Source organism: Janthinobacterium sp. BJB446 (genome assembly GCF_002735655.1).
Taxonomy (GTDB): Bacteria; Pseudomonadota; Gammaproteobacteria; order Burkholderiales; family Burkholderiaceae_D; genus Janthinobacterium; species Janthinobacterium lividum.
The window spans coordinates 1,437,497-1,453,152 of the sequence record NZ_PDZK01000001.1; the positions used below are offsets into that span (position 1 = coordinate 1,437,497).

Genomic DNA, 15,656 nt, shown 5'->3' on the forward strand with positions numbered 1-15,656 from the left:
ATGGCTATTGCTAGATGGTAACATTTGCTGATCATCGGCGCGGGCTTGAGGCGTGCTTCAGCGAACATCGGATCACAGGAGTTGTTCAACCGCCATTGTTGCCCCGCAAGCAGGCCGACTATAATCCTGCCTCTCATGCCTGGACACAGCATGTTCCCCAACATGAAGTTAAAACAATTAAAGGAATCTTCGTGAAACGCTCACTCATCAGCGCCGCCTGCTGCGCCTTGTTCGCCTTCTCCTCGCCCGCGCTGTACGCCCAGCAAGGCACTACCGCCGCCGCGCCCGTCTCCGGCATCGACCTGAAAACCCTGGACCCTGCGGTCAGCCCCAGGGATGATTTCTACGGCTACGTCAACGGCGTCTGGACGCGCACTACGGAAATCCCGGCCGACAAATCCGTTTGGGGCACGTATATCGAATTGCGTGAAATCGCCCAGGGCCAGTTGCGCGGCCTGATCGATGCCACCGTCAAGAACCCCGGCAAGCCCGGCAGCGAAGCGCACAAGATCGCCGACCTGTACACGAGCTTCATGAACGACAAGGCGCGCAATGCGGCCGGTTTCAAGCCCCTGCGCGCCGAACTGGCCCGCGTCGCCGCCGTCAAGGACAAGAAAGACTTGCCGGCGCTGCTGGCCTACCTGCAAGGCAATGGCGTTGCCACGCCGTTTTCCGCCTATGTGGCACCCGATGCGCAAGACCCCGAGCGCTACACGGTCAACATCAGCCAGTCCGGCCTGGGCTTGCCTGACCGCGATTACTACCTGAAGGAGGACGACGCCAAGCTGCAAGCCGTGCGCGCCAAATACCTCAAGCATATCGAAACCATGCTGGCCATGAGCGGCGACAAGGCCGCTGCCGCACACGCGGCGCAAATCCTCGACCTCGAAACGCGCCTGGCGGCCGTGCAGTGGACGCGCGTGCAGATGCGCGACCCCGTCAAATCGTACAACCGCGTCGATTTCGACAAATTCGCGGCACTGGCGCCGGCCTTCGACTGGAACGCCTACTTTACTGCCGCCGGCCTGGCGCCGAAGGCCTCCTCGGCCGTGGTGCGCCAGCCCAGCTTCATGACAGGCTTTTCCGAGACCGTGGCCGCCGTGCCGCTGGAATCCTGGAAGAGCTATCTGAACTGGCGCATCATCGAAAGCTATGCCTCCTTCCTGGACAGCGCCACGGTCAAGGAGCGTTTCGCCTTCGACGGCACGGTGCTGCGCGGCGTGCCGCAAAGCGAACCGCAGTGGCAACTGGCGCTGCGCTTCACGGATGGCGCGATCAGCGACGCCGTCGGCAAGCGTTACGTGGAAATGTATCTGCCGCCGGAAACCCGGCCCCGCGTCATGGCCATGTTCGACAATTTCGTCGCCTCGTTCAAGGATGGCATCGAGCAGCTCGACTGGATGGGCCCGGAAACCAAGAAGGAAGCCCAGCTCAAGCTGGCAGCCTTGAAGCCGAAGATCGCGTATCCCGATACCTGGCGCGACTACAGCAGCATGCAGACGCAGCCAAACGACCTGATCGCCAACGTGCGCGCCGCGCGCGCCTGGAGCCGCCAGCAAAACCTGGCCAAGCTGGGCAAACCGGTCGACCGCGACGAATGGTCGATGACGCCGCAAACCGTGAACGCCAGCTACAGCCCTTCGCTCAACGCCATCACGATTCCGGCCGCCATTTTGCAGCCGCCATTCTTCAACGTGAAAGCGGAAGATGCCGTCAACTACGGCTTGCTGGGCATCACCTTCGGCCATGAAATCAGCCATGCCTTCGACGATTCCGGCAGCCAGTACGACGCCAAGGGCCGTCTGCGCAACTGGTGGACGGCAGAGGACCGCACGGCGTTCAAGGCCCTGGCCGCCGGCCTCGTCAAGCAATATGGCGCCTACAGCCCCGTGCCTGGCTACCACATCAATGGCGAACTGACCCTGGGCGAAAACATCGGCGACAATTCCGGCCTGTCGATCACCTACAAGGCGTACCAGCGTTCTTTGAACGGCAAGCCTTCGCCAGTCATCGATGGCTTGACGGGCGAGCAGCGCCTGTACATCGGCTTTGCGCAGAAATGGCGCGCGAAATTGCGTCCCGAAGCGGCCATCGCGCAGATCAAGAGCGACCCCCATTCGCCGGGCGAATTCCGCGCCAAGGGCACGGTCAAGAACCAGCCCGGTTTCTATGAAGCGTTCGGCATCAAGCCAGGCGACCCGATGTACCTGCCGCCCGAGCAGCGCGTGATCATGTGGTAAGCAGGTAGGGCAGTTGGGCAACCGCGCCGCGGACTATTCCTTGGCGTGGTTGAGCGTGTACCTGGGCAGCTCCACCGTCAGGTCTTCCTGGGCGAGGCGGGCCTGGCAGGACAGGCGCGAATGGGGCTGCAAACCCCAGGCCTGGTCGAGCATGTCTTCCTCATTGTCGCCCAGTTCGTTGAGCGTATCGAAACCCTGCACCACGACCACGTGGCAGGTGGAACAGGCGCCGACCTGGCCGCACGCGTGTTCCATGTCGATCTTGTTGAGCAGCAATGCGTCGCAAATGCTCATGTTCTGCGGCGCGTCAAACACGGCGCCGTCGGGGGCCAGCTCGGGATGGGGCAGGACGGTAATTTTTGGCATGCGGGATTCTCCTTGATGTCGCTTGAATACCGCTACCTTGAACCTTCCCGCCTTGATAAGGTCAAGCGCAATGTTGCGCCTGAACGGGGGCTTTCTGCGCTTACATCTTCGATGCCGGATGTTCCGCCAGCGGGACAAACTGGCCGGTAGCCTCGTCGAGCGCGTCCAGTGAGCCATTTTCGATGTCATACACCCAGCCATGCAGGGTCAGGCGCTTTTGCGTGATGCCCAGCGCTACCGAGGGGTGCGTGCGAATGTTGTTGAGTTGCGCCACGACATTGGCCCGTACCATGCCGTCGATGCGGTCCTGTTCCGTGGCATGCTCGATCGATTCATTGATCATGCGTGCCGCATCCGCGTGCCGCAGCCAGTTCTTGACCGCCGGCATGTGATCGAGACAGGTGCAGGTGGCGATGGCCTTCATCGCGCCGCAATCGGAATGGCCGCAAATGACGATGTCCGTCACATTCAGGGCCGCAACGGCAAATTCGACGGACGCGCTCACGCCGCCCGGTTCCGGGCCAAACGAGGGCACGATGTTGCCCGCGTTGCGAATCACGAACAGTTCGCCAGGTTCGCGCTGCGTCACCAGTTCCGGCACCATGCGGCTGTCGGAACAGGAAATGAACAGGGCCTTGGGCGTCTGTCCCGTGGCCAGTGTCTTGAACAACTCTCGGCGTTCAGGAAAGACTTCCTTCTGGAAACGTAGAAATCCGGCAATGATGTCGCGCATAAATAAAAGAAGAGAGTGGTGTGAGCCCGTATTATCGCCGATGTCAGCGCGGCTGGCTTGCCGGCTGGCCGGTTTGAGGCCCCGTAATGCAGCGAGCGAGATGCTCGATCAATTGCAGGAACACGCGTTTATCGGCAATGTGATTCATCGTGTTGCTCATGAAGACGTCGCTGGCGGCCGCTGCCACGGCACCGCGGGCTTGTGCGCAGGCGGCATGCAGTTGCGCGCGGTCAAGCTCAAGCAGCGCCGCGGCGATGCCTGCACGCGTGAAATCGAAGGCATCGATGCCGCAACAGCCGGCGGCGCAATAGGTTTCCAGGCGGCAGATCAGCGGCCAAAGCCCCTCCAGGTGCTCGTCGATGCCGACGGCTTGCGCATAGCGCTCCCCGAGGTCGATGTGCTCGATCCATGCGTCTTCGGCAATCTGGATATCGTATTGATGGTCGCGTTCCTTCATGTTTGCTTTCCCGCATGCGCGGTGACTGTCTGATAGAGGCGCCATCGTACCGCAAGCGCGGCGGCAGTTGGCACACCATGCAGCAAGGCATGAAAAAACCGCCCGAAGGCGGTTTTGTGTGTGCACTGTATTGCCGCTTACTTCTTGTCAGGCAAGGCGTATGCCAGCACGTAGTCGCCACGGTCCGGCGACTGGCGCGCGCCGCCGGCGCTGACGACGATGTATTGCTTGCCCGTTTTCGGCGAGACATACGTCATCGGGCCGGACTGGCTGCCCACGGGCAGGCGCTGTTTCCAGATTTCCTTGCCGGTGGCGCTGTCAAAGGCGCGCAGGTAGAAATCCTGCGTGCCGGCAAAGAACAGCAAGCCGGATTGCGTCGACATCGACGCGCCCAGGGTCGGCATGCCGATGGGAATCGGCATTTTCATGCGGATGCCCATCGGACCCGTATCCTGCACCGTGCCGACCGGTACCTGCCACACGAGCTTGCGGGTTTTCAGGTCGATGGCCGACATGGTGCCGAACGGCGGCTTCTGGCAGGGAATGCCCGCTTTCGACAGGAAACGTTCGCGCATGGCGCCGAACGGCGTGCCTTCCTGCGGCACGACGCCCATCTCGATGCCGCTGGCACCCTTCGGAATGGCGGCGCGCGGGATCATGTAGTTGGCCAGGCCCAAACGCATGTCGTTGACAAACATGTAGTTGGTGGTAGGGTCGACGGAGACGCTGCCCCAGTTCATGCCGCCCAGCGAGCCTGGGAACTGCAGCGAACGGTCGAGGCCTGGCGGCGTGTAGACGCCTTCGTGGCGCATGCCCTTGAATTCGATGCGGCACAGCAACTGGTCAAACACGGTGCCGCCCCACATGTCGGACTCGTGCAAGGTGGCGTTGCCGATCGACGGCATGCCGACGGAAAACGGCTGCGTGGGCGAATAGCGCTCGCCAGGCACCTTGCCTTGCGGTACAGGACGCTCTTCCACGGCCGCGATGGGCTCGCCCGTCACGCGGTTGAGGAGGAAGATTTCGCCTTGTTTCGTCACTTGCGCCAGCGCGGGCAGGGTGCCGCCTTTGCCGTCGGGAATATCGTACAGCAGCGGCTGGGCCGGCAAGTCGAAGTCCCACAGGTCGTGGTGGGTGGTCTGGAAGGTCCAGCGCACCTTGCCCGTTTTCGCGTTGACGGCAACGATGGACGAGCTGTACTTGTCGTCCAGCGCCGTGCGCGTACCGCCGAAGAAGTCGGGGGTGGCATTGCCGGTCGGCAGGTAGATGGTGTCCAGCTGGGCGTCATACGACATGGCCGACCAGACGTTCGGCGTGCCGCGCGTGTAGGTCTGGCCTTGCGGCGGCAGTTTCGTGATGGCAGGGTTGCCCGGGTCCCAGGCCCACGCCAGTTCGCCGCTGCGCACGTCAAACGCGCGTACCACGCCGGGCGGCTCGCCGGTGGAGAAATTGTCGGCCACGCGGCCGCCGACGACGACCAGGTCGCCCGCGATCAGCGGCGTCGATGTTTGCTGGTAGTAGCCGGGCTTGACTTCACCCATGCCCACCTTCAAGTCGACGATGCCGTGTTCGCCAAAATCGGCGCAAGGCTCACCGGTAGCCGCGTCGAGCGCGATCAGGCGCGCATCGATGGTCGGCAGCAAGATGCGCTTGCGGCAGGCGGCCGGGGCGGCGTCGCTGGAAGCGCTGGCCGGCAGCGGCTGCGCGGCGGGCGCTTCATGGTAGCCCAGGCCGCGGCAGCGCTGCCAGTTTGGCGCGGAACCTTGCGGGTCGTATTTCCAGCGCTCGGCGCCTGTATCGGCGTCCAGCGCCACGACCTTGCCGTAGGCCGTGCAGACGTACAGGGTATCGCCCACTTGCAGCGGCGTGTTCTGGTCTTCCGCGCCAGAACCATTGCTTTGCGGGATGTCGCCCGTGTGCGCCGTCCAGGCCAGTTTCAGCTGGCCGACGTTGCCCTTGTTGATCTGGTCCAGCGCGGCGAAGCGGTTGCCGGCCGTGGTGTTACCCCAGTGCAGCCAGTTTTTCTGCTGCGCGCCGGGAGCGACCGGCGTCACGCCCGCCACGACATCGGCTTCGATGACGGACTTGGGCAAGAAGAAATTGACGCCCGTGACGGCCAGGCAGACGGCGATCAGGCCGGCCAGCGCGAAGGCGCCTTTGCCAGCCGGCACGCCGGTGGCGCGGCGCAAGCCGGGATAGGCGAGGGCTACCAGGCATGCCAGCACGCCGAAGACGAACAGGCGCGACACCAGGGGCCAGAAGTTCCAGCCCGCGTCGATGGGGGCCCAGATCAGGGCAACGATAAAGGCGGCACCGAACAGCAGGGCGCCGGCCGGCTTGCTCCGCCAGACGAGTATGCCAGAGGCGAACGTGGCAATGCCCATCGGCAGGTAAAACCAGCTGCCGCCCAGGTACGCGAGGTAGGCTCCGCCGATGGCGAGGAAGAGGCCGGACAAGATGAGCAGCACGGCTGGCAGGTAGCGCAGCGGCGACGCTGCTTGACCCCGCGTTGCGGGTGTGGATGAACTGGAAGGGTTCACGATGATTCCTTTTATTGTTGACCGGGCGGCCAGGCGCCGCCAGGTGATGCTGAATAACCAAGACTCGGTTCCCCCGTTGGACGAGGGGTGGGCGTCCGCCCGCTGGCGGGATGCTCAGCCCGGGTTTGGCGTGGTGGATTTGCTGTCGAGATTGGCGATGATGCGGCTGAGCATGTCCAGCAAGGCGTGTTCTTCCTCGGCGCTGAAACCGGCGAGGGCTTCGCGGTTGCTGGCATGAATCGCTTCCTTGATCAGGGGCGACTGCTGTAATGCGGCCGGGGTAAGGCCGAATAGGCTGCTGCGTCCATCGCTGGGATCGGGTTGGCGGCTGACCAGGCCGTCCCGTTCCATGCGCGCCAGCGTGGCCGCCATGGTCGGCTGCTCGACGGCAGCAGCGACGGTCAGTGCTTTCTGCGTCAGCTGCGCGCCATTTGCCAGTTCGTAAAACACGGGCAACTGGCCCGGCGCCATGCCGATCAGCTTGAGCTTGCGCTCGATGACCCTGGCAAACAGGCGTGCAGCCCGGCTGGTCATGTGGCCTGCGGACTGCTCTTTCTGGAAGTCGATCACGAACATCCCCGGTGAAAAGAATATAGCATGCTATCATAATTTTGATGAACATAGCAGGCTATGCATTTTTCCAGGCGGCCGGAAATGCAAAAACCGCCCGAAGGCGGTTTTTTTTGGTGAAGCCAGTGCTTAAATGAAATAGATCAGCGCGATGATGCCGACCACCAGCGCCACGCGGGTGACCTGGTAGGCCGTCTTGTTCCACGCCTTGAAGCGGCGGCGGTACTGGCCCATGGTCCAGGAAATCTGGAACAGCTTGCTCACGCCGCCTACCTGGTCGCCCAGTTCGTTCGGCGAGGCGGCGGCCGTCATCAGGGTGCGGCCCAGCCAGCGGTTCAAGCCTTGCGCCCAGCGGTAGCGCATCGGGCGCTCGATGTCGCAGAACAGGATGATGCGGTCGCTGTCGGCGTCGTTGCGGGCCCAGTGGATATACGTTTCATCGAACATCACGGCCTGGCCGTCTCGCCAGCTGTGGCGTTCGCCATCGACGTCGATGAAGCAGCGGTCGTCGTTCGGCGTCTGCAAGCCCAGGTGGTAGCGCAGGGAGCCGGCGAACGGGTCGCGGTGCGGGTTGAGCTTGCCGCCTTGCGGCAGTTCCGCGAACATGGCCGCCTTGATCGAGGGAATCGATTGCAGCAGCGCATAGGTTTGCGGGCACATCTGTTGCGCCGACGGGTGGTTCGCGTCATACCATTTCAGGTAGAAACGCTTCCAGCCATACTTGAAGAAGGAATTGAAACCCACGTCATTGTTCTTTTCCGCGGCCTTGATCTTTTTCATTTCCTGCATGCGCAGCGCTTCATCGCGGATGACTTGCCAGTTCTGCTGCAGCGGCGCCAGTTCCGGGAATTGATCGACGGAAAGGTATGGCGTGGCCGGCACCTTGGAAAAGGTGTGCATGAACAGGTTCAGCGGCGCCATGAACGAGGAATGATCGAAGATCTGGCGGCGAAACGGCAGGCGCACCTTGCCACGAAAATGAATATGTAAAACGGAAAACACAAAAATGCCCAGCAAGGCCCACTTCATACACAACCTCGTTTTTTAAGAATGGGGCAATTATAACCAGTTAATGCCATCGCCACCCCGGGCCACGGTGAAGGAAAGATGAAGCGGCGCATGGGAGAGCTCTGTCCTACAATGGCTGTTCTCCACACTGACACGAGGTAACAATGGAAATCTGGCACGCACCGCTCGACCTGGCCGCCCTCAACGCCGCCAGCGAGGGCACGGCCATGCGCCACCTGGGCATCGCATTCACGGCCTTCGGCCCCGACTGGATCGAAGCGACCATGCCCGTCGACCACCGCACCATGCAGCCATTCAAGCTGCTGCATGGCGGCGCTTCCGTGCTGCTGGCCGAAACCCTGGGCAGCATGGCCGCGAATGCCTGCCTCGATTCCAGCCGGCAGGTGAGCGTGGGCCAGGAAATCAATGCCAACCACGTGCGCGGCGTGCGCGGCGGCCATGTGACGGGCCGCGCCACGCCCATCCACCGGGGCCGCACCAGCCAGGTCTGGGAAATCCGCATCACCGATGATGACGGCAAACTGTGCTGCATTTCGCGCATCACCATGGCCGTCATCGACGCCCCGGGCGCGGGCTGATACGTCCCATCTTGACTTGCGTCAAGGCATTAAAAGCGAGCGCGTGGAATCATAAATAACGCTGTTCGCTTATAATTCAGTGTGCTGTTGTAGGGCGTGAGGGTATGTCCCGCGCGCCTGCATTGCCCGAAATTAGAAGCTGACTGCCCAAAAAACGCCAGTTAGAGACCCATCCTGCGCCATGCAGGAACGGCAACACGACGGCGAGCAGATCGCTGGTTTTTAGATAACCAGCAACAATCAACTTTATTACAGGGCAATAACAACAATGATGTCATTCAATCGTTTGACGATAGGCGCGCGCCTGAGCGCAGGCTTCGGGCTGCTGGTGCTACTCATGCTGGTGCTGGCTGCCTTCGCACTGCTGCGCATAGCCGCCATCTCCGGCGCCATGGACGCGCAAGAAAAAGTACAACTGGAAAAACTCGAACCCCTGTACGTGGCGCGCGAAGCGCTCGACCAGACGGGCCTGGCTGCCCGCAATGCGTATATCTTCCATGACCAGGCGGCCGCCGAAAAAGAGCTGGCCATCCTCGACAGCCAGAAGGCGCTGTACCTGGAAGCGCTGGCCCGCCTCGCGCCGCAGTTCGCTGGCGATGCGCAATTCGAGAAGGTCAGCACGGGCCTCAAAACCATGGCGCGGGAATTGCAGCGTCCGCGCCAGTTCCGCGCCACGGGACAGATGGAGCAGTATGGCACCTTCCTCGTCGAGGAGTGCAGCCCTTTGCGGCGCCAGATCGTCGCCGATATCGATACGGTGCTGAAAAACGTGCAGCGCGAATCGGAGCAGGCCAGCGTGGCCGCGCGCGCCATCTACGGCCAGTCGCTGCGCTGGATCGGCGTGCTGGCCGCGCTCAGCGTGCTCATTTGCATTGCCGTGGCCACCGTCATCACGCGCGGCCTGCTGCGCCAGCTGGGCGGCGAACCGGCGTATGCGGCCTCGATTGCCGGGCGCATCGCGCTCGGTGAACTGGCCATCGACGTGCACACGCGCCACGGCGACGACAGCAGCCTGCTGTTTGCCATCAAGACCATGCGCGACAACCTGGCCGCCATCGTCGGCAAGGTGCGCCACGGCACGGAAAGCATCGCCATGGCCTCGACCGAGATCGCTACGGGCAACCGCGACCTGTCGCAGCGCACGGAGCAGCAGGCCGGCTCGCTGGAAGAAGTGGCGTCATCGATGGAGGAACTGATTTCCACCGTGCGCCAGAATGCGGACAACGCCCAGCAGGCGAACCGCCTGGCGCGCGAAGCGTCGAAGGTGTCGGAGCAGGGCGGCAAGGCGGTGGCCGAAGTGGTGCATACGATGGGCCTGATCAATGCCTCGTCGAACAAGATCGTCGACATCATCGGCGTGATCGACGGCATCGCCTTCCAGACGAATATCCTGGCCTTGAACGCGGCAGTGGAAGCGGCGCGCGCCGGCGAGCAGGGACGCGGTTTTGCCGTCGTCGCCACGGAAGTGCGCAGCCTGGCGCAACGCTCTAGCGCCGCCGCGCGCGAAATTAAGGCCCTGATCGACGATTCCGTCAGCAAGGTGGGTACCGGAACGTTGCTCGTCGAGCAGGCCGGCGTCACCATGCACGACGTGGTGGCCGGCATCGGCAGGGTGACGGGCATCATGGCCGAGATCAGCCACGCCACGCAGGAGCAGGGCGCCGGCATCGAGCAAGTCAACCGCGCCATCGTCGACATGGACCGCGTGACCCAGCAAAACGCGGCCCTGGTCGAGCAGGCGGCGGCCGCCGCACAGGAATTGCAGCAGCAGGCGGCGCAGCTGGAACAGGAAGTGGGCATCTTCAAACTGGCCAAGCCGGCCAACGGACCGCTGCGCCTGGCGGCTTGATGCCGAGAGCGCGGCAGCACGGCGCGCCATGCGCCAATAGTCGTATTCCGCGCTACAATGAGAGCTGGATCAACGCCAGGACTTCTCATGCAAGTGCGCCGCAGCCATGATCTATCCAGCCCGGACGACGACAAACCGGCGCCGCCCGTGCTGCAGCTGGCCCTTGCCGGCCTCGGCTGGGGTTTGCTCACCTGCATGCTGTGTTTTACCATCCTGTTTGTGACCAAATGGCTGTTGCCGCCCGAATACTGGGGCGCACACACGGGGCTGTCCAAGTTCAAGCGCGAAATGTCGCTGCCCCTGCTGGTGTTCTGGGTCGTCATCTATTCACCCATCCTGGAAACCTTCCTTGGCCAGCTGCTGCCGCTGGAAATCCTCCGGCGCCTGGGCGCCAGCCGCCAGCTGAGTATTTTTATCGGCACCATCCTGTGGGCCATTGTGCATTTCATCAGCGGCGGCTTGCTGCATGCCATCGTCGCGCTGGGGTCGGGCGCCATGTTCAGCTTTGTCTACCTGCGCTACCGCGGCCCCAGTGTCGCCGTTGCCTACGCGACAACGACGTTTGCGCGCGCCTGCAACAATATCGCCATCCTGGTGGCCGTGTTTTACGGCCTCGACGCCTAAAGCACCTTCCAAAACCTACTGCGCGTCGGTATAGGCGGCCTGCGATGCTCACCGGCTCGGCGCCCCCGTACTCAAGTACGGTTACGCTTCTCGACCACCTCTACCTTCCGCTCGCTACGGTTTTGTTAGGCGCTTTTCTTCCTTCCTGAGCAAATACGGCACCAGCGCCGCCAGCGCCACTGCCAGTACCGCCAGGCCGTTCAGCAGCTGACGGAAGGCGGCGTCATAGCTGGCGCGCAGCAGCGTTTCCTGGCCGCCCAGCAGCTGTGTCGCCTGTTGGAGATCGCCGAGCGCGGCGCGGCTGGCGGCGGCCAGCACGGGCAGGCCTGCCGGCAGTTGCCGCGCCAGCGCAGCACCGATCAGGCCGGCCAGCACGGCGCCCGCCAGGGCCAGCGCCACGCCATCGGCGCTGATGCGCACGGTATTGAAGATCCCCGTCGCCATGCCGGCCCGCTCCGTTTCCACCACGCTCAGGGCCATGCCATCCATCAAGCCCCACGGCAAGCCGATGCCCACGCCGATCAGCAGCAGGGGGCCGGCCAAGGTGCCAGCGTCACCGCCGCCCAGCACCTGCGCCAGCCAGGCCAGGCCCGCCGCGGCCAGCAGCAATCCCGCCGCGCACAGGGCGCCGGTCCCCACCCAGCGCGACAGCAGCGCCGCCAGCATGGGCACGAGCAGCAATGGCGCGGCCAGGGCGATCATCAAACGGCCTGCGGCCAGCGCGGACATGTTGTCGATGCCGATGAAGCGCCCCGGCAGCATGACGATCAGCACGATGAACAGGAAGGCGGGCGAAGCGGCCAGTACTTGCACGGCGACAAAGCGGCGCTGGCGGAACAGCGACAAATCCAGCATGGGCCGCGCCGTCCTGCGCTCGATCGCGCCAAAGGCGAGAAACAACAGCATGGACGAGGCGACGGACAGCAGCACGGCGCCGTTGCGCCAGCCGTGTTCGGGCGCCAGCAGCATGCCCAGGGTCAACAGGCCCAGCGCGGCGGTGAAGCTGAGGGCGCCGGGCCAGTCCAGCCGGCCCTTGCCGCGCGCCGGATCGGCCGGCACGCTGCTCCATACCAGCAGCATGCCGATGGCACCCAGCGCGGCCGTGGCGTAAAAGATGGCGGGCCAGCGGGCCAGTGCCAGCATGGCGCCGGCCGCCAGCGGACCGAAGGCCAGGCCCAGGCCGAATGTCGTGCCCAGCACGCTCATCACGCGGCTGCGCGCCGCGCCGTGGAACAGGGGCGCCAGCGAAGACATGGCGGCGGCGAATGCGGCCGCGCCGCCGAGGCCTTGCACGAAGCGCAGCGCGGCGATCCATGCCACCGATGGCGCGTGGGCAATGGCCAGGGTCGCCACGCAAAACAGCGCCAGCCCCGCCAGCCAGACGCGGCGCCGTCCCAGCACGTCCGTCAGGCTGCCGGCCACCATCATGGCGCTGCCATAGCTGAGGATATATGCATTGATGACCCAGTTCAGGGCGGCGGCGCTGCCGTGCAATTCGGCGCCGAGGGCGGGCAGGGCCACTGCCGGACCCGTGAAACACAGGGGAATCAGCAAGCCCGTCAGGCAAGCGGCCAGCACTTGCAGCGGGAGTGAAAGACGTGAGGAATGGGGCATGGACGTCGGATAGGAAAGAAAGAGGGGCGAGTATGGCGCGCCCATCATTAAAGAAAAATGGGCTAAACTGATCAACATAGCGGACACAAATGTCTTGAATGGGGGATGAATGGATGGCTTGGGCGGCATCGCCATGTTCGTGCAGGTAGCCGACAGCGGCAGTTTTTCAGCCACGGGTCGGCTGCTGGGGCTATCTTCGTCGGCCGTGGGCAAGAGCGTGGCGCGCATGGAGGCGCGGCTGGGCGCGCGCCTGTTCCAGCGCAGCACGCGGCATCTGGCGCTGACGGCGGAAGGGGAGAAATTCCTGCAGCGCTGCAAGCGCATCCTGGCCGAGGTGGAAGCGGCCGAGCGTGAGCTGGGCGAATCGGGCGGCGCGCCGAGCGGTCGCCTTCGCATCAGCCTGCCACGCTACAGCGGCCTGTTCGAGCCGGCCATCGGCGCCTTCATGCAAGCCTACCCGGCCATCGACCTCGACCTCGATTTTTCCGACGCCATGGTCAATATCGTCAGCGATGGTTTTGACGCGGCCGTGCGCACGGGCGAGCTGGCCGATTCGGGCTTGATGCGGCGCAAACTATGTACATTCCGCCGCCTGCTGGTGGCGTCGCCCGCCTACCTGGCGCGCCATGGCCGGCCCGCCGATGGCGCCGGGCTGCTGCGGCACGCGCGCCTGGACTACCGCTTTCCCGCCACGGGCCGCCTGGAACAGTGGCCGCTGATGGACGAGGCAAGCCAGCCGGTGCCCGGCATGGTCTGCAACAGCCTGGAAATGCGCGTCTTCCTGGCCGTGCAGGGGCAGGGCATCGCCTACCTGCCCGCATTTGCCGTGCAGCGCGAACTGGCGGCGGGGCAACTGGTCTCGCTGCTGGACGAGCATACGCAGGCGCGCACGGCATTCTGGCTGCTGTGGCCGGCCAGCCGCCACCTGCCGCCGCGCTTGCGCGTCTTCATCGATTTCCTGGTGGAGCAGTTACAGGATCAAACTTTTGGAGCTTTGCCATGACGCAGGATGTTTCCCTGACGCCCTTGCAGTTGCATGTGGCTGGCGCCACCGTGCGCCACGCGCATCCGTTTCCCATGCCGCAGCTGACCCCGCAGGAACCGCTGACGGCGGCCCTGCGCGACGGCTGGGTACGGCCATTGTATATGGGCTTGCACCAGCCCCAGGCGCAGGCGTGCCTGGCCCGGCTGGCGCAGGCCGACGATACCGTCATCGCCCGCCTGCTGGGGCAATTCGACTGGCGCAGCCGCACGGCGGGCGCCTATCTGGCCGCATTGATGCATCGTCCCGGCTTCACGGACCAGCTGGGCGGCCTGCTGCTGGCCAGTGAAGTCTGCTACGCGGGCAGCGCATATTGTCTGGCGCTGGCCGCCTTCGACACGCCCGGCAGCCGCGACTATCTGCACCGCTATCTTGAACATTATTTGCGCCAGCCGCAGCTGCACTTTGATCAGGAGCAAGCCATGGCGGCCATTGCCTACCTGGATGGCCAGCAGGGCCGGGATGAGGCGGCGCGCCATGCGCCAGCCTGGGCCGATTTTACCGCCAGCCGGCCGGGCCTGGCGCTGGATGAAGCGCTCGCAGCATGGACTGGCCGCATGGCCACCTTGCGCGCCTTGCAGGCCGCGGCGCCAGGCAAATAAGCGCGATCCCCCTCAAACTTCGGCGCCGTTGGTATTGTTGGCGGCCTACCGCGCGCTTTCCATGGATTCGACGGTGTCGAAAAGATGCGCCAGCGCACCTTCCATGGCGCCGGCAGTCGCGTCGCCGCTCTGGTTGGTGATGATGAAGACCCCGAGCTGGTATTTTGGAATGACGTAGGCGTAGCTTTGCGCACGCGGCACGCCGCCATGGTGTACATAATGCGTGCCCAACTGGCGATTGCTGCCGATATTCCAGAAATAGCCAATGCTGAAGTCGTCCTGAAAGCGTACCAGCGGCTTGTGCGATTCGACGACCGCGGGATCGGCACCCAATTGCAGGCGCAGGTATTTCGTCATATCCGGCATGCTCGACTTCAGGTTGCCGGCTGCGCCCCAAGGCAGTTGCGGCATCGGTGTCGTCATGACGGGATTGTCGCTGTGGTAGCCGGGCGCCAGCCGGCCGGCATCCGTGGCTGTGAGTCTCAGCCTGGTATCGTGCATGCCGGCTGCGCGCGCGACGAATTGCGTGAGCAGGACTTCGTAGGGCAGTCCGTAGATTGTTTCAAGCGTGTGCGCAATGAGTTCGGTACCGGCGCTTGAATAGGCGTAGTCCTTGCCAAGCGGACCCTGGATGCTGACCGTGTGCAAGTCCTGCCAGAATTGCTGCTGGCCGTAGCTGGCGTAGGCTGCATTGAGCCTTGCCGGCGTGGCGTGTGCGGTGAAATCCTTCAATATGGTGTTCACCTGCAATGGCAGCATGCCCGGCATGGTGCTGGTGTGCGTGATCAAATGGCGCAAGCGAACTGGCTGTCCGTACGACTGCAAGTTCGGGTAGGCAGCCGGCAGGTACTTTTGTATGGGATCGTCGAGCGCCGCCTTCCCATCCAGCACGGCGTTTGCCAGCAGCAGGCCAGCAAAAGTCTTGCTGATTGAGCCGATTTCATACAGCGTAGCATCGTTCGGCGGATTGCCTTTGCCGGTCTCCAGCTCGCCTTGATGCAGAATGAATTCCTTGCCCCGATAAACGACGGCAATCGAGGTCGCGTGCAGGAATTTTGACTGCAGCAGGGTGGTCGCGGTCTGGCGCATGGCCGCAGGAATGTCATGCGCGGGTGCCGTGGCCGCAGGCTTGCAAGCTGCCAGCACGAGTGTCATTACAGTGATGCTTGCGGCGAGTTTGCTTATCATGCGCACCATCCATCCAAGGGGGAGGGGCATTCTCGCACAATGGCTGCAGCAGTGAAAGAAATTGTGCTGCCCTGCGCCAGCCGCGCGCTTTTTCCTCCTTTCCGCCACTCCGCCATTCCGCTTTTCCTTTTCTCTCCTCCATGCAGTGTGACATTTGCATGACAAACAACAGTGCTCCGCCCCCTTGAACGTCAGTAGGGGGTGCATGCGTGGCGACCACCAAC

Annotated in this window: 14 protein-coding genes; 6 read left to right on the forward strand and 8 right to left on the reverse strand. The window is 63.6% G+C overall.

Features of this window, described 5'->3' with window-relative positions; translation table 11 throughout:
• Positions 1-191 precede the first annotated feature (191 nt).
• Entirely contained in the window at positions 192-2,240 is a 2,049-nt protein-coding gene (locus tag CSQ92_RS06310; RefSeq protein WP_070279527.1) for a M13 family metallopeptidase, read from the forward strand.
• 33 nt (positions 2,241-2,273) lie between these two features.
• On the opposite strand, the gene fdx is transcribed toward CSQ92_RS06310, so the two are convergent.
• The 6 genes from fdx to lpxO all read right to left on the reverse strand — a co-directional run bounded on the left by fdx (position 2,274) and on the right by lpxO (position 7,935).
• Positions 2,274-2,606, reverse strand: a complete 333-nt coding sequence (gene fdx, locus CSQ92_RS06315; RefSeq protein WP_034787357.1) for an ISC system 2Fe-2S type ferredoxin — start codon at positions 2,604-2,606, stop codon at positions 2,274-2,276.
• A gap of 100 nt (positions 2,607-2,706) precedes the next feature.
• Complete coding sequence (locus tag CSQ92_RS06320; protein WP_034787358.1) at positions 2,707-3,339, reverse strand: carbonic anhydrase; 633 nt, start codon at positions 3,337-3,339, stop codon at positions 2,707-2,709.
• Positions 3,340-3,382: 43 nt separating this feature from the next.
• Positions 3,383-3,796 carry a DUF6331 family protein gene (locus tag CSQ92_RS06325; protein ID WP_099393559.1) on the reverse strand — a complete coding sequence of 138 codons (414 nt, stop codon included), beginning with the start codon at positions 3,794-3,796 and terminating at the stop codon, positions 3,383-3,385.
• Between the two features lie 137 nt (positions 3,797-3,933).
• Positions 3,934-6,264, reverse strand: coding sequence for a glucose/quinate/shikimate family membrane-bound PQQ-dependent dehydrogenase (locus CSQ92_RS06330; RefSeq protein ID WP_257219238.1), 2,331 nt, complete (start codon positions 6,262-6,264; stop codon positions 3,934-3,936).
• Between the two features lie 186 nt (positions 6,265-6,450).
• The gene (locus tag CSQ92_RS06335; RefSeq protein ID WP_205412602.1) at positions 6,451-6,870 is read right to left on the reverse strand and encodes a MarR family winged helix-turn-helix transcriptional regulator; all 420 of its coding nucleotides are present in this window, start codon (positions 6,868-6,870) and stop codon (positions 6,451-6,453) included.
• 165 nt (positions 6,871-7,035) lie between these two features.
• Positions 7,036-7,935 (reverse strand): lipid A hydroxylase LpxO, encoded by a 900-nt coding sequence (gene lpxO, locus CSQ92_RS06340; RefSeq protein WP_099393560.1) that lies wholly within the window; start codon positions 7,933-7,935, stop codon positions 7,036-7,038.
• Between the two features lie 143 nt (positions 7,936-8,078).
• Between lpxO and CSQ92_RS06345 the strand changes: the two genes are divergently transcribed.
• From CSQ92_RS06345 to CSQ92_RS06355, 3 genes are all read left to right on the forward strand, one after another.
• Positions 8,079-8,513 carry a hotdog fold thioesterase gene (locus CSQ92_RS06345; RefSeq protein ID WP_099393561.1) on the forward strand — a complete coding sequence of 145 codons (435 nt, stop codon included), beginning with the start codon at positions 8,079-8,081 and terminating at the stop codon, positions 8,511-8,513.
• A 268-nt stretch (positions 8,514-8,781) separates the two neighbouring features.
• Complete coding sequence (locus CSQ92_RS06350; RefSeq protein WP_099393562.1) at positions 8,782-10,362, forward strand: methyl-accepting chemotaxis protein; 1,581 nt, start codon at positions 8,782-8,784, stop codon at positions 10,360-10,362.
• A gap of 87 nt (positions 10,363-10,449) precedes the next feature.
• On the forward strand, positions 10,450-10,986 hold the full coding sequence (locus CSQ92_RS06355) for a CPBP family intramembrane metalloprotease (protein ID WP_099393563.1): 537 nt from the start codon (positions 10,450-10,452) through the stop codon (positions 10,984-10,986).
• Positions 10,987-11,100: 114 nt separating this feature from the next.
• Here the strand turns inward: CSQ92_RS06355 and CSQ92_RS06360 are convergent, their stop codons facing one another.
• A complete protein-coding gene (locus tag CSQ92_RS06360) occupies positions 11,101-12,600 on the reverse strand; it encodes an MFS transporter (protein WP_099393564.1) in 1,500 nt (499 codons plus the stop codon).
• A gap of 109 nt (positions 12,601-12,709) precedes the next feature.
• Here CSQ92_RS06360 and CSQ92_RS06365 point away from each other — a divergent pair, with 109 nt between their 5' ends.
• Positions 12,710-13,603 carry a LysR family transcriptional regulator gene (locus CSQ92_RS06365; protein WP_099393565.1) on the forward strand — a complete coding sequence of 298 codons (894 nt, stop codon included), beginning with the start codon at positions 12,710-12,712 and terminating at the stop codon, positions 13,601-13,603.
• The gene (locus tag CSQ92_RS06370; RefSeq protein WP_099393566.1) at positions 13,600-14,244 is read left to right on the forward strand and encodes a DUF6000 family protein; all 645 of its coding nucleotides are present in this window, start codon (positions 13,600-13,602) and stop codon (positions 14,242-14,244) included. The genes CSQ92_RS06365 and CSQ92_RS06370 overlap by 4 nt, the downstream gene beginning before the upstream one ends.
• Positions 14,245-14,289: 45 nt before the next feature.
• Here the strand turns inward: CSQ92_RS06370 and CSQ92_RS06375 are convergent, their stop codons facing one another.
• Positions 14,290-15,432: a serine hydrolase domain-containing protein gene (locus CSQ92_RS06375; RefSeq protein WP_218964040.1), complete on the reverse strand. Its 1,143-nt coding sequence runs from the start codon at positions 15,430-15,432 to the stop codon at positions 14,290-14,292.
• Positions 15,433-15,656: the final 224 nt, after the last annotated feature.

Excerpts from the sequence above, each read along its gene's own strand:
- CSQ92_RS06325 (WP_099393559.1), bottom strand. The coding sequence starts at position 3,796 with ATGAAGGAACGCGACCATCAATACGATATCCAGATTGCCGAAGACGCA.
- CSQ92_RS06345 (WP_099393561.1), top strand. The coding sequence starts at position 8,079 with ATGGAAATCTGGCACGCACCGCTCGACCTGGCCGCCCTCAACGCCGCC.
- fdx (WP_034787357.1), bottom strand. The coding sequence starts at position 2,606 with ATGCCAAAAATTACCGTCCTGCCCCATCCCGAGCTGGCCCCCGACGGC.
- CSQ92_RS06335 (WP_205412602.1), bottom strand. The coding sequence starts at position 6,870 with ATGACCAGCCGGGCTGCACGCCTGTTTGCCAGGGTCATCGAGCGCAAG.
- CSQ92_RS06360 (WP_099393564.1), bottom strand. The coding sequence starts at position 12,600 with ATGCCCCATTCCTCACGTCTTTCACTCCCGCTGCAAGTGCTGGCCGCT.
- lpxO (WP_099393560.1), bottom strand. The coding sequence starts at position 7,935 with ATGAAGTGGGCCTTGCTGGGCATTTTTGTGTTTTCCGTTTTACATATT.
- CSQ92_RS06355 (WP_099393563.1), top strand. The coding sequence starts at position 10,450 with ATGCAAGTGCGCCGCAGCCATGATCTATCCAGCCCGGACGACGACAAA.
- CSQ92_RS06350 (WP_099393562.1), top strand. The coding sequence starts at position 8,782 with ATGATGTCATTCAATCGTTTGACGATAGGCGCGCGCCTGAGCGCAGGC.
- CSQ92_RS06370 (WP_099393566.1), top strand. The coding sequence starts at position 13,600 with ATGACGCAGGATGTTTCCCTGACGCCCTTGCAGTTGCATGTGGCTGGC.
- CSQ92_RS06375 (WP_218964040.1), bottom strand. The coding sequence starts at position 15,432 with ATGATAAGCAAACTCGCCGCAAGCATCACTGTAATGACACTCGTGCTG.
- CSQ92_RS06365 (WP_099393565.1), top strand. The coding sequence starts at position 12,710 with ATGGATGGCTTGGGCGGCATCGCCATGTTCGTGCAGGTAGCCGACAGC.
- CSQ92_RS06320 (WP_034787358.1), bottom strand. The coding sequence starts at position 3,339 with ATGCGCGACATCATTGCCGGATTTCTACGTTTCCAGAAGGAAGTCTTT.